Source organism: Mesorhizobium sp. M1A.F.Ca.IN.020.06.1.1, from assembly GCF_004023265.1.
Lineage (GTDB): Bacteria > Pseudomonadota > Alphaproteobacteria > Rhizobiales > Rhizobiaceae > Mesorhizobium.
Genome location: NZ_RZSR01001816.1, coordinates 1 through 436 on the forward strand (window position 1 = coordinate 1; position 436 = coordinate 436).

1 protein-coding gene is annotated in these 436 nt (G+C 61.0%); it reads left to right on the plus strand.

The genetic code is table 11. The annotated features are described in order from the left end of the window. Window positions 1-436: aldehyde dehydrogenase family protein (locus EOA60_RS37040; RefSeq protein ID WP_128312827.1), on the plus strand; the 436-nt coding region annotated here is incomplete at both ends.

Consider the following 436-nt stretch of genomic DNA (forward strand, 5'->3'; position numbering starts at 1 on the left):
CGTTGGAACGGTCGACGCCACGGACGCAAACGAAATCGGCGAACTTCTGGCGCGCGCCCAGCTTGGGGCCGAGATTTCCCGCAACCTGCCAAGGCATGGGCGCGCGAGCATCCTCGAATCCGCCGCACAAATCGTCGAGAGCCGTCGCGATGCATTCGTTGGAACCATCGTTCGCGAATCCGGAAAGACGATTGTTCAGGCCCGCAAGGAAGTGCTTCGCTGCGTCAACACGCTGAAGCTCTCGGCCGAAGAGGCAAAACGCAACGCCGGCGAGATCGTGCCTTTCGACGCCTATGCAGGATCAGAGCAGCGCCAGGGTTGGTTCACGCGTGAGCCGCTTGGCATCATCGCCGCCATTACCCCGTACAACGATCCCTTGAATCTCGTAGTCCATAAACTCGGTCCTGCCATCGCAGGCGGCAATGCCGTGCTCCTC